Source organism: Acinetobacter sp. R933-2, assembly GCF_030325485.1.
GTDB lineage: Bacteria > Pseudomonadota > Gammaproteobacteria > Pseudomonadales > Moraxellaceae > Acinetobacter > Acinetobacter sichuanensis.
Genome location: NZ_JACAIJ010000003.1, coordinates 16,404 through 33,941, shown reverse-complemented (window position 1 = coordinate 33,941; position 17,538 = coordinate 16,404). Strand labels below are relative to the sequence as shown.

The 17,538-nt window shown below is 36.9% G+C and carries 15 protein-coding genes; all 15 read left to right on the top strand.

Features of this window, described 5'->3' with window-relative positions:
- The first annotated feature begins 23 nt into the window (after nt 1–23).
- Nucleotides 24–1,430 carry an aldehyde dehydrogenase family protein gene (locus HX005_RS04295; protein WP_286376415.1) on the top strand — a complete coding sequence of 469 codons (1,407 nt, stop codon included), beginning with the start codon at nt 24–26 and terminating at the stop codon, nt 1,428–1,430.
- Between the two features lie 85 nt (nt 1,431–1,515).
- Entirely contained in the window at nt 1,516–2,181 is a 666-nt protein-coding gene (locus HX005_RS04290; protein ID WP_107006623.1) for a helix-turn-helix transcriptional regulator, read from the top strand.
- A gap of 79 nt (nt 2,182–2,260) precedes the next feature.
- The gene (gene tynA / locus HX005_RS04285) at nt 2,261–4,549 is read left to right on the top strand and encodes a primary-amine oxidase (RefSeq protein ID WP_286376414.1); all 2,289 of its coding nucleotides are present in this window, start codon (nt 2,261–2,263) and stop codon (nt 4,547–4,549) included.
- A gap of 140 nt (nt 4,550–4,689) precedes the next feature.
- Complete coding sequence (locus HX005_RS04280; protein ID WP_286376413.1) at nt 4,690–6,111, top strand: alginate export family protein; 1,422 nt, start codon at nt 4,690–4,692, stop codon at nt 6,109–6,111.
- A gap of 27 nt (nt 6,112–6,138) precedes the next feature.
- Complete coding sequence (locus tag HX005_RS04275) at nt 6,139–7,806, top strand: arylsulfatase (protein ID WP_286376412.1); 1,668 nt, start codon at nt 6,139–6,141, stop codon at nt 7,804–7,806.
- Nucleotides 7,807–8,112: 306 nt separating this feature from the next.
- Entirely contained in the window at nt 8,113–10,497 is a 2,385-nt protein-coding gene (locus HX005_RS04270; RefSeq protein WP_286376582.1) for an FdhF/YdeP family oxidoreductase, read from the top strand.
- A 22-nt stretch (nt 10,498–10,519) separates the two neighbouring features.
- Nucleotides 10,520–11,347, top strand: a complete 828-nt coding sequence (gene fdhD / locus HX005_RS04265) for a formate dehydrogenase accessory sulfurtransferase FdhD (protein WP_502872721.1) — start codon at nt 10,520–10,522, stop codon at nt 11,345–11,347.
- A 56-nt stretch (nt 11,348–11,403) separates the two neighbouring features.
- Nucleotides 11,404–12,021, top strand: a complete 618-nt coding sequence (gene mobA / locus HX005_RS04260; protein ID WP_286376581.1) for a molybdenum cofactor guanylyltransferase — start codon at nt 11,404–11,406, stop codon at nt 12,019–12,021.
- Between the two features lie 42 nt (nt 12,022–12,063).
- Nucleotides 12,064–13,071 (top strand): GTP 3',8-cyclase MoaA, encoded by a 1,008-nt coding sequence (gene moaA / locus HX005_RS04255; protein ID WP_286376410.1) that lies wholly within the window; start codon nt 12,064–12,066, stop codon nt 13,069–13,071.
- 7 nt (nt 13,072–13,078) lie between these two features.
- The gene (locus HX005_RS04250) at nt 13,079–13,330 is read left to right on the top strand and encodes a MoaD/ThiS family protein (RefSeq protein WP_286376409.1); all 252 of its coding nucleotides are present in this window, start codon (nt 13,079–13,081) and stop codon (nt 13,328–13,330) included.
- 1 nt (nt 13,331) lies between these two features.
- Nucleotides 13,332–13,826, top strand: coding sequence for a molybdenum cofactor biosynthesis protein MoaE (locus HX005_RS04245; protein WP_286376408.1), 495 nt, complete (start codon nt 13,332–13,334; stop codon nt 13,824–13,826).
- Between the two features lie 61 nt (nt 13,827–13,887).
- Nucleotides 13,888–14,811: a bifunctional molybdenum cofactor biosynthesis protein MoaC/MoaB gene (gene moaCB, locus HX005_RS04240; RefSeq protein ID WP_107006631.1), complete on the top strand. Its 924-nt coding sequence runs from the start codon at nt 13,888–13,890 to the stop codon at nt 14,809–14,811.
- Nucleotides 14,811–16,037 carry a molybdopterin molybdotransferase MoeA gene (locus HX005_RS04235; protein WP_286376407.1) on the top strand — a complete coding sequence of 409 codons (1,227 nt, stop codon included), beginning with the start codon at nt 14,811–14,813 and terminating at the stop codon, nt 16,035–16,037. The genes moaCB and HX005_RS04235 overlap by 1 nt, the downstream gene beginning before the upstream one ends.
- Before the next feature lie 38 nt (nt 16,038–16,075).
- Nucleotides 16,076–16,834: a molybdate ABC transporter substrate-binding protein gene (gene modA, locus HX005_RS04230; protein WP_286376406.1), complete on the top strand. Its 759-nt coding sequence runs from the start codon at nt 16,076–16,078 to the stop codon at nt 16,832–16,834.
- A gap of 18 nt (nt 16,835–16,852) precedes the next feature.
- Nucleotides 16,853–17,536: a molybdate ABC transporter permease subunit gene (gene modB / locus HX005_RS04225; protein WP_286376580.1), complete on the top strand. Its 684-nt coding sequence runs from the start codon at nt 16,853–16,855 to the stop codon at nt 17,534–17,536.
- Nucleotides 17,537–17,538: the final 2 nt, after the last annotated feature.

Here is a 17,538-nt window from a genome sequence, read left to right as displayed (position 1 = left end):
TAAAAGACAAAGGACGAATCGTAATGAATACAAATATGCTCATCAATGGGATACAAGTGCAAGGAGCTGCGGATACTTTCGAAGTATTAAATCCTGCAAATGAACAGGTTATTGCAACAGTGGCAAGTGCTTCAGTCGAACAGGTAAACCAAGCAATTCAAGCAGCTGCTCAAGCATTTAAAACATGGCAATTTATTTCAGATGAAGAAATAAATACAATTTTCACAAAAATTGTGGCGGATATTCGTCATGAACAAAGTGAAATTGCACGTTTAATTACTTTGGAACAAGGTAAACCTTTAGCTTTGGCACAGTTTGAAGTAGAAGCAGGTGCAAACTGGATCGAATATATTTTAAGCTTGAATATTCCTGTAGAAACAATAGATGATCCAAGTGGCAAAACCATACAAGTATTTAACCGACCATTGGGTGTGATTGCCTCCATTACACCGTGGAATTGGCCTTTTATGATTGTGATTTGGCATTTATTTCCTGCGTTAAAAGCGAAAAATTGTATTGTCAATAAACCATCAGAATATACGCCACTGAGTACCATTAAACTCATCGAGATCATGAATCGTCATTTACCACAAGGTGTGTGTAATATTGTCTTAGGTCAAGGGGGCGTTGGCCAGGCGTTAAGTGAGCATCCAGATGTCGCAAAAGTCACATTTACGGGTTCAACACGAACAGGACAAAGTATTCTAAGTCATTCAGTTGCATCGCTCAAAGGCGTTGTACTTGAGTTGGGTGGAAATGATATTGGTATTGTATTAAATGATGTGGATGTGAATGAAATTGCACCACGTATTTTTGGTTCTGCATTTTTGAATATGGGACAAACGTGTGCTGCATTAAAACGTTTGTATGTACATGAAGATGTGTATGATCAATTGACCCAAAAATTGGCAGAACTTGCAGATGCACAAGTCGTGGGTGATGGTCTAGATGAAAATACAACTTTTGGACCTATTCAAAACCGTATGCAATATCAAAAAGTAAAATCTTTAATTGATGATGCTGTGGCACAAGGTGGAGAAATTATTACCCAACAAAATCAAGAAACTGAAAAAGGCTATTATATTCGTCCAACTTTAGTGACCAATGTCAATGCAGGGGTTGCCTTAGTTGATGAAGAACAGTTTGGTCCTGTGTTGCCAATTGTGAAATTTAGCCAAGTTGAAGATGCAATTTATGCAGCGAATCATACATCTTTTGGTTTAGGTGGCTCAGTTTGGTCAAAAGATCTTGAGCAAGCGCAGCAGATTGCCAGTCGACTTGAAACAGGAACCGTATGGATCAATAGCCATTCAGATTTATCACCTGCTGCACCATTTGGTGGTTGGAAATTATCAGGTTTGGGTTATTCATTTGGTTTGAGTGGGTTATTATTGTTCACGAAAAAACAAGCGATTCATATTACAAAATAGCGAGAATAAATCGCCTTTTGCAGGATGCAAGAGGCTTTTTTCGCCCCATTGGTCTTAATAAATTTTCTAAAAAGGAAGGAAATTTATGCTCAATCAGCAGTTTTTAACACAGTTTGGTGAGAACTTTGTTGAACAAGTTCAACGTGTTTTAGATATAGATGGTTATTTATTATATTCAATTGATAATATTAACCACACACATAATTATCATTTATTTAATATTTCCAAAAACTCTTTAGATGAATATCTCGGAAAAAAAATACAACAAGACCCTGTATGTTTTCGTCATTTTTATTCAGACCATCATACACATGTTGAGTTTTTAGGTGAGCATGAGTCAAATGAAGAATATTTAGATTTTATGCAACGTTGGGATATTGTAGATACCGCAGAAATATTTTTTAGAAAGCGTAATGGTGAGCCAATCGCTGGTTTAAGTATTGTGCGAGAAAATAATCAAAAAAAATTTACAGAGCAAGATAAAAAAATATTGAAATCTTTCTATTTTTTATCTGAAAAATATTTTCAGCATCATATGGATACAGTCGATAAACATTTTTTTATGGAAAAATTTAATTTAACTAAAAAAGAGATTGTCGTTTTAGAAGAGTTATTTAATGGTTTAGAAAGTGGTTTGATTGCTGAAAAATTAAACTGTAGTTTGGCGACAGTCAAAACGCATATTCAACATATTTATCAAAAAACCAATGTAAAAAGTAGACAAGAATTACTCTGTAATTTTTTGAGATAAATCATTCTCAAGGATGATTTATTCTCAGCTTGATTCATTTAATTTAACTGTATAAGTTTGTTTAAATGGATATAAGACAATGCAATATAATGCAATCACGCGATCATTAAAAAAATGGTTAGGTGTAAATTTAGCTGTTGCTACAGCATTATTGAGTATGAATCAACACGTTTTAGCACATGGACAAGCTGCTGAAATGGTACCGCTTTATCAAAATATGACAGATTTTGGTGCCGATGTACAAAAAGATGAATTTACAAATAGTTATACCATTTCTAAAGGCTCCTTAATTGTTCGAGCAAAACCGAATTCTGATATTGTTTTAGTCAATGGAAAACCGTTAAAAGTGAGTGTTCCGTTGCTGATCAAGGAAGGTAAACCGATTGTCAGTAAGGAGTTTGCTACAGAAATTTTTCAGTCAGGTTTAGATCAAACATTTAAAGTCGAGGCAGCGCCACATCCATTAAATGGTTTAACTTCACAAGAAATTTCACAAAGCTTTGAAGCGATTAAACAATCTAAATATGCATATAATAATATGCGATTTTCAGAAATTAAATTAAAAGAACCTGAAAAATCAAAAGTTTGGGATGCATTTTTAAATCACAAAGCATATGACGAAGACCGTGTTGCTATTTTTACCTTACTTAAAGGTAAACAAGTGATTGAAGGTGCTGTGGATTTAAAAACAAAGCAAGTCACACAATGGAATGTGCTTGAAAATACACATGGTATGGTTTTATATGATGACATGGTTGCAGTGCAAGAAATTGTGACTAAAGATGAAGCCTATAAAAAAGCCTTAGCAAAACGTGGAATTCAGGATGTTTCCAAAGTGGTGACGACGCCGCTGACGGTGGGTTTTTTTGGTGGCAAAGATGGTTTAGATCGTGAGTTAAACGTCTTAAAAGTCGTATCGTATTTAGATACGGGTGATGGCAACTATTGGGCGCATCCGATTGAAAACTTAGTGGCTGTGGTTGATTTAGAAAATAAGAAAATTGTAAAGCTAGAGGAAGGTTCGATTATTCCTGTACCTATGCAGCCAAATCCAATTGCCATTAAAAACCAAAAACAATTTAAAGCATTAAATGTCACAGAACCTGATGGTAAAAATTTCTCGATTACTGGGCAAACGATTCATTGGGGACCGTGGTGTTTTCATGTAGGTTTAGACTCACGTGTAGGTTTGCAAATTTCAACAGCAACTTATAAGGACAAAGGCGTTAAACGTAAAGTCATGTATGAGGGTAATTTAGGTGGGATGGTTGTGCCTTATGGCGATCCTGATATGGGATGGTACTTTAAATCCTATTTAGATTCGGGTGAGTATGGCATGGGAACTTTAACGTCATCGATTGAAAAGGGTGTGGATGCACCCAATAATGCTGTTCTGTTAGATGCTGTGATTGCTGACTATACAGGTCAACCGCGTGTTATTCCAAATGCCATTGCAATTTTTGAACGTTATGCTGGTCCTGAATTTAAACATCAAGAAATGAATCAGCCGAATATTAGTGCTGAGCGCCGTGAATTGGTGGTGCGTTGGATTAGTACAGTTGGAAACTATGATTATATTTTTGATTGGGTTTTTAATAATAACGGGATTATTGGAATTAATGCAGGTGCAACAGGTATTGAAGCAGTAAAAGGTGTACAAGCGAAAACGATGCATGACGCAACTGCTAAAGAAGATACACGTTATGGAACGTTAATTGATCACAATATTGTCGGGACAACGCATCAACATATTTATAACTTCCGTTTAGATCTAGATGTCGATGGCGAAAATAATAGTTTTGTCGAGATGGATCCAGTGGTCGTAAAAAATACGCGTGGTGGACCACGCACTAGTGCAATGGAAGTTAAGGAGAGAACAGTTGATACTGAAAAGGAAGCAGTACAAAAGTTTGATCCATCTACGATTCGCTTATTAAGCAATGCCAACAAAGAAAATAAACTGGGTAATCCTGTGTCTTATCAAGTTATTCCATTTGCAGGAGGTACGCATCCTATTGCGAAAGGGGCAAATTTTGCTGCGGATGAATGGCTATTTAAGCGTTTAAGTTTTATGGATAAACAAATTTGGGTCACTAAACGTGATGAAAATGAGAAATTTCCTGAAGGTAAATACTCAAATCGTTCAGATCGTGATACAGGTTTAGGGCAGTTTATTGCAAATAATGACAATATTAAAAACAAAGACTTAGTTGTGTGGATGACCACAGGTACGACGCATGTTGCACGTGCAGAAGAATGGCCAATTATGCCAACAGAATGGGTTTATACCATGTTAAAGCCGTGGAACTTCTTTGATAGTACGCCAACATTAGAAAGTGAAGAGCATAAAACACCTTCACAACATTAATATGAATATTGATAAATCATAGGCATTAAAACAAGGTTGATCTGTATAGATGAGCCTTGTTTATTTTAATCGTTTAAATAAGGCACTTGATTTTAGTTAATATATTAATTAAAGTGAAAAATGACAAGGATGTTGTCACAATGAAAATGAAAGTTTTAGCAGTGATTTCTTTATTTTCATGTATTACGCATGTTTATGCTGAAGATCATATTCCAAGTGTTGAGATTCCAAAAGATTTAGGTGGTCCTCGTTTTTTGGCTTGGAATAATGATTATTCTTATTTGAGTAAAAGTGAAAATAGACAAGGCACTTGGAATGAGCGTTTGAACTATATACCTTTAGGAAATGATGCTGAAAACTATATCACATTGGGTGGGGAAGCTCGCTGGATGTATGAATATTTAAATCATGCTACAGCAAATTTAACGCCTCAAGACCGTAATGAATCAGTCGCACAACGTTTGCGATTATTTGGTGATTTACATCTACAACAAAACTTTAGAATGTTTTTAGAACTGGGTGATAATTGGGCATTTGATGCAGAAGTACCGACACCAGCAAATTATGATGCTTTTGATATTCAACAATTTTTTGTTGATTATAGACTACCAATCACAGAAAATCTTCAATTGACATTGAGACCTGGACGTTTTGTGATGCCATTAGGAAGTAAAATTCTTGTTTCCACACGTGATGGCAGTAATGTTCAATATAATTATGATGGTTTAGCAACGTGGTTTAACTATCGAGATCAGATAAAAATTGATGTGTTTGATGTTAAGCCTGTTAAATTTCAAAGAGGTTCTTTTGACGATAAAACAGATCAGAGTCGAGAGTTAAAAGGTATTTATTTTAATGGTAAAATATTAGAGCAACCTGCAAACCAAGCAAAATTAGATCTGTACTATTTTGATATGCATCATGATCAGCGTATTTTTACTGATGGTGCAGATGTACAGAACCGAAAAAGTATAGGTGCTCGTGTATTTGGGCAAAAAGAAAATATTGATTATGATTTTGAGTATATTCGCCAGTTTGGTGATTATGGCGATAAAAATATTCGTGCCTATGCTGCTTTCTCTCAAGTCGGCTATCACTTTGAGCAAAAACTCAATCCTCATTTATCTCTACAAAGCATGCTGTTTAGTGGGGATAATGACTTACAAGATCAGCGCCTAAAGACTTTCGAGTCTCCATTTCCACGTACTGCATTGTTTAGTGGTGCAGCAGAATTTGGCTTAATGAATGCGATATTTATCAAGCCAACATTTGCTTTGGATCTCTTGCCAAATATGAATTTGAAAACGTCTTATGGCGTACTGAAAAAACACAAAAATAATGATGCAATTTATCATGCACCTTCTGGTATTGCATGGAATGAACATGATCAAACTAAATCTAAAGATATTGCAGGCATTACTGAGGTAGAACTGGATTATCAATATAACCGTAATCTGAATTTTAATCTTTTATTTTCTAATGTTGATGCAGCGCAAGCATTAAAGGAAACAGGTGGAAAAACCAATAACTATTTAAGTGTGACAACGCAATTTAAGTTTTAAATCGTTTTATATTCAAAGGAATGATGAATGAAAGTAAAAAAATATGGTGCGCTATTGGTCTCAGTTTTGATGTGCTCACCTTTTGCCCTTGCAAAAAAACCAAATGTTCTCTTGATTGTGGCGGATGATGTTGGATTTTCTGATATTCAGCCTTTTGGTAGTGAGATTCAAACCCCAAATTTGCAAAAATTAGCACAACAAGGTGCAACACTTTCAAACTTTTATTCTGGTCCAACTTGTTCAGTGACACGTTCAATGTTGCTGACAGGTCAAGATAATCATCAAGTTGGAATGGGGACAATGGCTGAACTCTTGCAGCCTGAGCATGAGGGAAATGAAGGTTATCAGGGAGTTTTGAATCATAAAGCTGCAACATTAGCAGAAATTTTACATCAAAATGGTTATCAATCTTTTATGAGTGGTAAATGGCATTTAGGTAAAAAACCAGAATTAATTCCGTCTGCACGTGGTTTTGATCAGTCATTTGTTTTATTACAAGGTGGCGCTGGGCATTTTGATGAAACTCCACTTTTACTTAATTATGATCCGATTTATTTAGAAAATGGAAAAAAGGTGAGTTTGCCCAATGATTTTTATTCTACAGATTATTATACCAATAAAATGTTGAATTTTTTGGAAACATCACGTGATAAAGAAAAACCATTTTTTGCCTATTTAGCATTAACTTCTGCACATTGGCCACTACAAGCTCCAGATCAATATATTGAAAAATATAAAGGTCAATATAAAGATGGCTATGAAGCGATTCGTCAAAATCGTTTAGCACGTTTAAAACAACAGGGAATCATTCCTCAAAATACTCAGGCTAATAATCCTTTTGAGCAACAATTAAAGCCTTGGGAAGCCTTAACAGCCGAGCAACAAGCTCGTGAAACAAAAGCGATGCAAGTCTATGCAGCCATGATTGATAATATGGATGCAAATATTGGAAAAATATTAAACTATCTTAAAGAAAAGAATGAGTTAGATAATACAATTGTATTGTTTATTTCTGATAATGGACCTGAAGTTTCTGATATTCAAGGACTGGATGAAAGTGACGGTTTTATGGCATGGGTAAACTCTTCATTTGATAATTCACTTGAAAATATGGGACGTAAAGGTTCATATATCGCGTTGGGTCCACAATGGGCACAAGTTGCAGCGACACCATATCCATATACCAAAGGATTTCTAGCTGATGGTGGAATTCATGTCCCTGCGATTATGAGTTATCCAAAGAAAATTCCAGCAGGTATTATGAAAAATGAAAATCTGCATGTTATGGATTTTGTACCTACAGTTCTAGATTATGCAGGTATTCGTCATGTACAACAGGATAAAAGTTTAAAATTTGAGGGTGTTTCATTTGCAAATATTTTTAAAAATAAGCAGTTAAAAAATCGGACACTTAATTGGGAGTTTAATAACCGTAAAGTGATACATGATCGTAACTGGGTGTTGCTTGAACAAGCAAAACCTTATGGAACAGGCTCATGGCAGCTTTTTAACCGTGATACTGACCCTGCAATGAAAGTTGATGTGGCACAACAGTTTCCTGAACAAGTGATGAAAATGAGTAAACAATGGCAACAATATGCCAAACGAGTGGGTGTTGTTGAAGCGCCTGCGCGCTATAACTACACACAACGCATTTGTTTTTATGGTGATTGTATTGGGCAACCTGAAAAATAGTATTTGATAGAAAATGAATCTTTGACGATGGTCTAGGCTTTATTTGACTATAAAGCCTAGATTTTATTTAAGTATATGAAACTATAAAAATAATAAATTTTTCACATAAAAAACTCAGAAAGGTATTTTTAACCATTGATGATCATCGCTTTTAGTGGGTATTTTGTAGTCAGATAAATTTTGCTCAGTATTTATGGATAGAATCAAGCAAAGTTCAGATGATTTTTTATTGAGTTATGGTCTGCATAGAAAATAGGTAGTTGTTAAATTCATCAGTTAAAACAAAATTAAACAGGGAAAGTTATGATGCAACATGATGAGCAAATCAGTGAAAGTACTAAAGTTAGCGTCTATTCTAAAATTGAACCTTATCATCATGCTGCGGGTGGTTGGGGTGCATTATTAAGCGTTGCCCGTAATTTAAAAAAACAAGAAGTGGTCACAAGAGGTGCAATTACTTTACTTAATGCAAACCAACCTACTGGATTTGATTGTCCGGGGTGTGCGTGGCCAGAGCAAAAACATACGCATACGTTTAATTTTTGTGAAAATGGTGCAAAAGCAATCGCTTTTGAAGCCACCAGTAAACGTGTAGACGCTCAGTTTTTTGCTGAACATTCAGTGTCATGGTTAAAGCAACAAAGTGATTATTTTTTAGAATCACAAGGTCGTTTGACTGAGCCAATGTACTATGACGCACAGACAGACCATTATGTACCCATCAGTTGGGACGCTGCATTTAAACTTGTCGCAAAAAAACTAAATGCTTTAGCGCATCCAGACCAAGCCGCATTTTATACATCAGGGCGTACCAGTAACGAAGCCGCTTTTTTATATCAGCTTTTTGTGCGAAGTTTTGGAACCAATAATTTTCCAGACTGCTCCAATATGTGCCATGAAGCCACCAGTGTTGGTTTAGGCGATACCATTGGTCTAGGTAAAGGCACTGTGACTTTAGAAGATTTTGAACATACCGATGCAATTTTTATCTTTGGGCAAAATCCCGGTACGAACCATCCACGAATGTTAAGCACTTTGAGTGCTGCTTATAAACGTGGTGTGAATATTATTTCAATTAATCCTTTGAAAGAAAGAGGATTACAGCGTTTTCAAGATCCGCAAAATAAATTGGAAATGATCACCAATAGCAGCACTCCGATTAGTCGTAATTATTTCCAACCAAAAATTGGAGGGGATTATGCGGTTTTAATGGGAATGTTGAAGCATTTATATGAGTGGGATCAAGAAGCAAAAAAATCGGGACAAGCGACGATTTTTGATGAAGCTTTTATTGTCCAAAATACTGCATATTTTGATGAAATCTTACAAGAAGTTGCTGCAACTGCATGGCAAGATATTCATACACATACAGGTTTAACTGAGCCAGAATTACAGCAACTTGCACAGATGTTTAAAGATGCCAAACGCGTTATCTTTTGTTGGGGCATGGGGATGACACAGCATCGTCATGGGGTTGCCAATATCCATATGTTAAGTAATTTACTACTCAGTTGTGGTCATATAGGGCGTCAAGGTGCTGGAGCGTGTCCTGTACGTGGTCATAGTAATGTGCAAGGCGATCGTACAATGGGGATTAATGAGCATCCTTCAGATGCTTTGTTAGATCGATTAGAGCAGGTTTTTGCAACACCATTTCCACGTAAACATGGTTTAGGCGTGGTAGAAAGTATAAAAGCCATGGCAGAAAAACGCATTAAAGTCTTTTTTGCGATGGGAGGGAATTTTTCAGAAGCAACGCCTGATACACACTTTACGCATTATGCACTGAAGCAGTGCGAATTGACCGCACATGTAGCAACAAAGTTAAATCGAAGCCATTTAACCTGTGGTCAAGAGGCATTAATTTTGCCATGTCTGGGAAGAACTGAATTAGATGTACAAGTACATGGGCAGCAATCGATTTCAGTTGAAGATTCGATGAGTAATGTACATTTATCCGCAGGGCGTAATGAGCCTGCTTCAGAAATGTTACTTTCAGAACCTGATATCGTGGCGCGTTTGGCTGAAAAAGTCTTAGCGAACAGTAGCATAAAATGGCGTTGGTATATTGAAAGTTATGATCGTATACGTGATGCGATTGCAGAAGTTTTTGATGATTTTAAAGATTTTAATCAAAGAGTGTATCAACCTGGTGGATTCCATTTGGAGCATCCTGCAAATATTCATCATTGGCGTACGCAAACGGGTAAAGCCCAATTTATGATCACGCCATTAAAAGCAGTGTATGAAGATACAGAGCATCAATTTAGTGCGCAATATCAACAACAAAAAGTCTATACCCTCATGACCATGCGTTCTCATGATCAATACAACACAACTTTATATGGACTTGATGATCGTTATCGTGGTGTGTTTGGTTTACGACGCGTACTATTTATGAATCAACTGGATATTGCAGAGGCTGGATTGGTTGCAGATCAATATGTTGATATTGAGAGTATTTTTTCTGATGGTGTAAAGCGTATCGTCCACCAGTTCAGAATAGTTTCATATGATATTCCACGTGGTTGTTTGGGTGCATATTATCCAGAAACGAACCCACTGGTCGCTTTGAGTAGCCATGATCAACGTGCCAAAATCCCTGCTTCAAAAAATATTCCTGTGATCTTGCATCCAACTTCTGCACCAACGGATTCAACTAATTTAGAGCCAGCTGCATTGGAGAGTTGATATGCAGATATTGAGTGATGAGATGCATGGGCAAGCTGTATCGCAACAGTCAAAACAACTGAAAGGGGCACGATTGTATCCTGTTGAGCAATATCGTGACCAACAAATATTTTATAAACAAGAACATATTTTACAAGAAGTTGCAGTCGCTTTGGTTTATAACGGAATTAGTCATGTTGTGATGATGATGACCGCAGTAAATTTAACAGAGTTTGCAATTGGTTTTAGTTTGTCAGAAGGAATTATTTCTGACTTAAGCGCGTTATATGCCATAGAAATACAACAGCATGAAGAAGGCTTTAGCATCGAAATGACGATTTCTTCGCGAGCCTTCGCTTTATTAAAACAGCAACGTCGTAATATGACTGGGCGTAGTGGTTGTGGTTTATGTGGTATTGAAAGCTTACAACAATTACAGCTTGGATTACCTGTTGTGAGCACTCAGTTGAATGAAAAATGGCTCAGCGAAATTGAATCGGCAATTGATCAATTTAATGATAAACAAGTACTTGGCAGTTTAACAGGTGCAGCACATGCTGCCGCATGGGTTAAAGATGGTATCGTTATTGCATTATTCGAAGATGTAGGACGACATAACGCTTTAGATAAGCTTTTGGGTTATATGGCAAAACATGAGATTGATGTTACACAAGGTTTTGTACTGATGAGCAGCCGTGCCAGTTATGAATTAATTCGAAAATGTGTGCAATTCAATATTGCCATGCTTGCCACCATTTCTGCACCCAGTAGTTTAGCGATTGATTTAGCTCAGCAAGCTGGATTGACTTTAGCAAGCTTTTGTCGTGAACAGCGTTTTTCAGTCTATACCCAACTGCCTCATTTGACTTAGCCGTAGAGGGTTGATTTTAAATGTTAAAAAACATTAATAATGAAATAAAATCAATGTTGAAAACTGATTTTCCTCAAACCGATTTAGTGATCTTGGCGGGTGGTCAAGCTCAACGCATGCAAGGGAAAAATAAGTTATTAATGAATTTTGATGGGCAAATCCAGTTAAAGAAAATTTGTCAGCATTTTCGGCAAGATGTTGCCAAAATTTGGGTCAATAGTCATCGGGATGATGAGGAATATCAAAAAATTGAGAAAAATATTGCGTGTTTTACAGATGAAAGTACAGGATTTTTAGGTCCATTAATTGGCATGATAAGTGCTTGGCAATATACAACAGCAGATTATGTATTGTTTATTCCGTGTGATATTACACAGATTCCAACAGATATTTTGCAAAAACTTCATTTACGGCTTGAGCAGTTTAGCAATAGTGCTGTGGTGTATGTGCAGTTTAATCAAGATGCTTTATATCCGTTTTGTTTAATGAAGCGTGAGGCATTACAGGTACTTAAAAACCAAATGCAACAACAGCAAGGTAGTTTGAAGCATAGTTTTAAGTTGCTGAATGGCAAAGCACTTTGTATAGAACAAGCTGACAATTATCTACATAGCCTCAATTCAATGGATGAATTGAAACAATATCAACAACTTTCGTCGTTTAATCTGAGTTGAACATACGAATCATTATGAAAATCAGGATTGGAGAAATTGCTCATGCAAAGGATGAACTCCATTTGGGTGGACCAATTCGGAAGAGAAAAAAGAAAACTGAGAATTTCAGTCACAGATCGTTGTAATTTTAAATGTCAGTATTGCATGCCTGAACATCCTGAATGGATGAATAAAAAGCATCTTTTGGATTTTGAGTCTTTATATCAGTTTTGTGAATTGATGGTACAAGGCGGAATAGAGCATATTCGTATTACAGGCGGCGAGCCGCTGATGCGTCAAGGAATTGTTCATTTTATTCAACAATTACAACAGTTAAAGTTGCAAGGTTTAAAACGTATTGCGATGACAAGTAATGCGCATTATCTTAAAAAATATGCACAAGCACTTAAAAATGCAGGTTTGGATGATATTAATATCAGCCTAGATAGTCTAGATGCAGTACAGTTTCAGCAGATGACGAAAAGTCGTTTAGCACCTGTACTTGCAGGAATTGAGCAAGCTTTAGACGTTGGGCTAAAAGTTAAAATCAATACTGTGTTGATGAAAGGGATCAATGACTCACAAATTTTGCCCTTGATTGAATGGGCACAGCAAAAACAGATCATGCTACGGTTCATTGAATATATGCCTTTGGATGGTGATGCAAAATGGCATCGCCATGAAGTGGTCACAGAACAAGACATATTAAATGTGGTGGCTGAAAAATATCGAATAGATGCAATTCCTCAAAATCATGAACCTGCACGTTATTATCATTTAGATTCAAATTATGTCATTGGAATTATTTCAACCATTAGTCATTCATTTTGTGGTGCTTGTGATCGTATCCGTTTGACTGCAAATGGTGAACTTTATAATTGTTTGTTTGCAACTCATGGTTTGTCATTAAAAGATGAAATTTCAACTTGGCAACATAAGCCAACCATACAGGCGACAGCAGAATTAACGCAAAAGATTCAACAGTATATTTGGCATAAAGCAGCAGGTTTTCATGAAATTCAGGCAAAACAACAATCACGTAAAATTACCATGCATATGTTAGGGGGATAAATTAGTGATGATCAAAGTTCAAATCGAAGCTTATGGTGCAGTGACTCAGTTTTTACCTAGCGCGTTAATGATAGACATGGATGTGAAACAATCACTTCAAGTAGAACAGGTACTGGAAGAAGTGATTCGCCAGTACCCTCAAGCTGAACAAGCGATTCAAAAATGTGCATGTGCAATTGGTGATGAGATAATCGCACGTCAAGCCTTGCTAGAGCGCGATTGTACTTTAGTGCTGTTGTCACCTGTCGCAGGAGGATGAAATGACTTTTGCTCGTATTCAAAATACACCGCTAGATATGAATGATTTTGCAGTGATTGAGCAATTTCCTCGTTGTGGTGGAATCGGTATTTTTATTGGGACAGTGCGAAATCACCATGAAGGACGTAGTGTAGAGGCTTTAAAATACACGGCATATGCACCGATTGCAGAGAAGATGATTCGACAAATTGAACTGGATATTCAAATTAAATATCAAGTGGAATATGTCAGGGTAATTCATCGAGTTGGGTATTTGGCAATTGGAGAAAAAGCCATTATTGCGATTGCTTATGCGGCGCATCGTCGTGAAGCTTTTGCCGCTTGTGAAGAAGCAGTCGAGCGTGTTAAACACGAAGTGCCTGTATGGAAAGAAGAATTTTATACAGATGGTACTCATCAGTTTGTTTCAGGTTGTTGTATTCGCAAAGACTATGATGAGCAGCATGTACAGCAAACTCATCAACATCAAGCACATTCACATCATGAACATGGATGAATGTAGACCAACAATCTAAAAACAGCATATATGTAAAGCAAATAAAAGTACGGATAAATAAATGAAAAATGTGGGTATGAAGGCTGAGAGTTATCGCATCGCAATTGCAACAGGGATTTTGCATGCACCACCGCATTGTATTGAATTATTAAGACAGGGAAATACAGAAAAAGGCGATGCTTTAAAAACAGCACGTATTGCAGGAATTCTTGCGGCAAAACGTACAGATGAACTGATTCCACTTTGCCATCCTTTACCGATTTATCGCGCTGATGTCGATTTTGAACTGCATGAAAAGCATGTGGAAATTATTGCAACAGTTGAAACGATCGGTCCTACAGGGGTTGAGATGGAGGCTTTGACCGCAGTCAGTTTGGCAGGTTTGACACTGTATGATATGTTAAAACCACATTGTGAACCTGAAGACTTATGTTTAGACCAATGTAAATTACAGAAAAAGAAAGGTGGAAAATCGCATTTTACTCGTGTATTGAAGGAGTCTTTGTCTGCTTCAATTATTGTGCTTTCTGATACTGTCGCATCAGGGAAAAAACCAGATACAGCAGGGCAAAATGTTTTAGAAATTTTAGAAGAAGCCAATTTTAGCCAGATTCATTATCAAGTTATTCCAGACTCACCAGAACAATTATTGGCACTGATTGAACAGCAAAAAAATCAATATCCTTTGATTTTAACAGTAGGTGGCACAGGCTTAGGTCCTAAAGATTTGACAGTAGAAACCTTACAACCTTTATTAAAACGTGAAATTCCGGGTTTAATGGAAGCTTCACGTAGTTTTGGGCAACGTCGTACGCCTTATGCTGCTTTAAGTCGGGGTGTCGCAGGTTATATTGAACAAAGTTTAGTGATTACCTTGCCGGGAAGTCGTCAGGGCGCGAAAGAGTCATTGACCGCAATTTTACCTGCCTTGGTGCATTTATTTGATGTACAAAAAAATATTCCACATGCAGGAGGTTATCAATAATGTCAGCATGTGGTGCAGAGTCAGGTTTGATCAGTATTGAGCAAGCTTTGGCATTGATTTCAAGTCATACTCAAGCTTTAGCAATAGAACAATTAGTGCTTCATTCAGCACTGAATCGTTACTTAGCCGAAGATCTCTATTCAAGTATAGATTTGCCTTTATTTGCGCAAAGTGCAGTAGATGGTTACGCACTTTGTTCAAATGGTACGGTTGAAATAGGGTGTCAGTTTGAACTTTTAGGTGAAATTAAAGCAGGTCAACGCAGTGAGCTTCAGTTAAAACAAGGTCAAGCAATACGTATTTTTACAGGTGCTCAAATACCCGAAGGTACGACAACAATTGCACGACAAGAAATTATTAAAATCATTGAAAATCAAAAAATTGAACTCACAGAAACTTTAAAACTGCATGCAGATACACGTGATCAAGGGGAAGAAATTGCAGTCGGGCAATGCCTCGCACAGCGAGGACAGCAACTGACTATTGGTGCAATTGCCGCGCTGAGTATGGCGGGTATACAACAAGTTCGGGTTTTTCAATATCCCAAAATTGCAGTCGTGATTACAGGTGATGAAGTTGCTGTCAATGTTGAAGATTTAGAATCGGGTAAAATTTTTGATGCCAATGCACCACTGATTCAAGCGTGGTTTCAACAACATCATCAAAAGGTCGAAATTTTTCATGTTGCTGATACAGAACATGCGGTCAAAACATTATTACAAGATTTAGCAAAAGATCATGATGTGATTTTGACTACAGGCGGCGTGTCAGTTGGTGATTATGACTTTATTCGTCCAGTCACATTAAACTTAGGTTTTGAGCAAATTTTCTGGAAAGTAAAGCAAAAGCCGGGGAAGCCGATGTTTTTTGCAAAACAAGAACGCCCGCAAAAAGCCCCTTGCTATCTGTTAGGTTTACCGGGAAATCCTGCTGCGGTTTATGTGGGGATGCAGATTTATACGGCTACTCTCATTCAAGCCTTACAAGGTCAAGCCCATGATTTAAAATGGTTTAATGCTGTGTTGAAGCACGATTTAAAAGCAGATGCCAGAGATCGTTTTTTAAGAATGACAGCGCAGTTTGAACAAGCAACTTTAACAGTAAATAGTTTATCTAAACAGCAGTCACATATGTTGACTAATTTAATGCAAGCCAATTGCTTAGTTCGCATTCTTGCGGGGCAAACACCGAAAGCAGGGCAGATTGTGCAAGGTATTTTTATTTAGAGCTGAAATGCTCAATCATCATAAATATGAGTATACATATGAAAAAATTATTGCTGACAGGACTTTTATTTACATTGAGTTCGCTGAGTCAAGCAGATACTGTGCGAGTTTATGCGGCTGCAAGTTTGACCAATGCAATGACTGAAATTGCAAAAAATTATGAGCGCCTTCATCCACAATCTAAAGTGATCACTGTCTTTGGCGCGTCATCTACTTTGGCAAAACAGCAAGAAGCAGGAGCGAAAAGTGATCTGTTCTTTTCCGCAGATGTGGATTGGATGAAGTATTTAATTCAAAAAAATGTCATTTCTGAAAATAATGTACAAGATTTGCTGTATAACCAATTGGTCGTGATTAGCCCAAAAAATTTAAAGATTACGTTTAAACCACAAGCAAATTTTAATTTTGCACAATCATTTCAAGGGAAATTATGTACTGGACAAATGGAGTCTGTACCTGCAGGAAAATATGCCAAACAAAGTTTGATTTATCTAAATTGGTTAGACGGCTTAAAAGGTCGTATTGTGGGAACAGACGATGTGCGTGCTGCATTAACCTTTGTTGAACGAGGTGAGTGTGATGTGGGAATTGTTTATAAAACAGATGCTTTGATTAGTTCTAAAGTGAAAGTTATTGGGACTTTACCGCAAGATTCACATCATGCCATTATTTATCCTCTTGCGCTGACACAACAAGGTGTAAAAAATGTTGAAGCACGCCAATTTGAAAAATTTGTTAAAACCAATATCCGAGTAAAAATGATATTTAAGAAATATGGATTTAGCCTAAGCCAATAAATAGCGCAAATGATGATGATATTAAGTTCAGAAGAACTCAGCGCGCTTTATCTTTCTGCCAAAGTTGCTTTATTTGCTACGCTATTTTGTTTGCCTTTTGCGGTGGCTTTGGCATGGTATTTAGCGCGTTATGATTTTAAATTAAAGTTTATCGTTGAGGCTTTGTTACAGTTGCCAATGGTATTGCCACCTGTTGTATTGGGTTATTTATTATTGGTTTTATTTGGTCAACATGGTTGGATTGGGCGCTATTTACATCAAATCGGTTTTGAGCTTGCTTTTAATTGGAAAGGTGCTGTTCTAGCTTCAATGATAGTGGCTTTTCCATTAATGGTGCAACCGATACGTTTATCTTTTCAATTGATTAATCAACAGTTTGAACAGATTGCAGGCAGTTTGGGTGCAAGTCCGAAAAGAGTGTTTTTAACGATTAGTTTACCTTTAGCATTACCCGGTATCGTGATTGGCAGCATTTTATGTTTTAGTCGTAGTTTAGGCGAGTTTGGTGCGACCATTACTTTTGTGGGGAATATTCCTGATGAAACCAGAACCATTCCGATAGCGATTTATTCTTTTTTACAACAAGCGGAAGGTGAACAAATGGCGATCCGTTTAGTGGTTTTGTCGTTAGTTTTAGCATTGAGTGCTTTGATTGCGAATTATTTTATTTTACAAAAATATCAGCAAAAACTAAAAGGCTAAGT

Coding starts and splice junctions, on each gene's coding strand:
- HX005_RS04295 (WP_286376415.1), top strand. CDS start 24: ATGAATACAAATATGCTCATCAATGGGATACAAGTGCAAGGAGCTGCG.
- HX005_RS04290 (WP_107006623.1), top strand. CDS start 1,516: ATGCTCAATCAGCAGTTTTTAACACAGTTTGGTGAGAACTTTGTTGAA.
- tynA (WP_286376414.1), top strand. CDS start 2,261: ATGCAATATAATGCAATCACGCGATCATTAAAAAAATGGTTAGGTGTA.
- HX005_RS04280 (WP_286376413.1), top strand. CDS start 4,690: ATGAAAATGAAAGTTTTAGCAGTGATTTCTTTATTTTCATGTATTACG.
- HX005_RS04275 (WP_286376412.1), top strand. CDS start 6,139: ATGAAAGTAAAAAAATATGGTGCGCTATTGGTCTCAGTTTTGATGTGC.
- HX005_RS04270 (WP_286376582.1), top strand. CDS start 8,113: ATGCAACATGATGAGCAAATCAGTGAAAGTACTAAAGTTAGCGTCTAT.
- fdhD (WP_502872721.1), top strand. CDS start 10,520: ATGCATGGGCAAGCTGTATCGCAACAGTCAAAACAACTGAAAGGGGCA.
- moaA (WP_286376410.1), top strand. CDS start 12,064: ATGCAAAGGATGAACTCCATTTGGGTGGACCAATTCGGAAGAGAAAAA.
- HX005_RS04250 (WP_286376409.1), top strand. CDS start 13,079: ATGATCAAAGTTCAAATCGAAGCTTATGGTGCAGTGACTCAGTTTTTA.
- HX005_RS04245 (WP_286376408.1), top strand. CDS start 13,332: ATGACTTTTGCTCGTATTCAAAATACACCGCTAGATATGAATGATTTT.
- moaCB (WP_107006631.1), top strand. CDS start 13,888: ATGAAAAATGTGGGTATGAAGGCTGAGAGTTATCGCATCGCAATTGCA.
- HX005_RS04235 (WP_286376407.1), top strand. CDS start 14,811: ATGTCAGCATGTGGTGCAGAGTCAGGTTTGATCAGTATTGAGCAAGCT.
- modA (WP_286376406.1), top strand. CDS start 16,076: ATGAAAAAATTATTGCTGACAGGACTTTTATTTACATTGAGTTCGCTG.